Source organism: Fodinibius salsisoli (assembly GCF_026229185.1).
Lineage (GTDB): Bacteria > Bacteroidota > Rhodothermia > Balneolales > Balneolaceae > Fodinibius > Fodinibius salsisoli.
Genome location: NZ_JAGGJA010000043.1, coordinates 1 through 533 on the forward strand (window position 1 = coordinate 1; position 533 = coordinate 533).

1 pseudogene is annotated in these 533 nt (G+C 51.4%); it reads left to right on the plus strand.

The window, feature by feature from the left end:
- Window positions 1-231 (plus strand): annotated as a pseudogene (locus J6I44_RS20550) (IS110 family transposase); the annotation flags it as partial.
- Between the last annotated feature and the right edge of the window lie 302 nt (window positions 232-533).

Below are 533 nucleotides of genomic sequence, written 5' to 3' on the forward strand. Positions count from 1 at the left end.
ATTACCAAAAAGGGACGGATTCTGTTGCGCAAGTACCTCGGGCAGGCCACATTTTCGCTGCTGCGAGGGGATCGCATCCTGGGGCCCTATTACCACCGAAAGGTCGCCGAGGGCATGCCGGCCGGGAAAGCCAAAGTGGCCAGCATGCGAAAGCTGGTAAAAATGTTGTATGGGGCAGCCAAAAGCCGGGAGCAATTTGATCCCCAACGCGTATATCAATGTGCAGGCTAAGCTGGCCTGCAGCACCCCAACCAGCTGATGACCGACAACCGCGCATGGTCAACCCGCCCCGACGGGGATGATCGGCACTTAATCATTGTCACGGCTGGTTGGTTTGGTTTAAGGTCGAAATCCTGTGATTGTGCGGTTCTGCAATAGTCGGAATCAGCATCCAGAGCAGGTAACATTGCCTAAAACCACCTCTTTATCGGGATTTTTTTAAATGGAATCCCTCCATTTGTGGAAAAGGTGCATCTTAGTTACCCTTTTTAACACTTTTATTTGACTCTTAGCTAAGGGTATGCGCGGGTTAG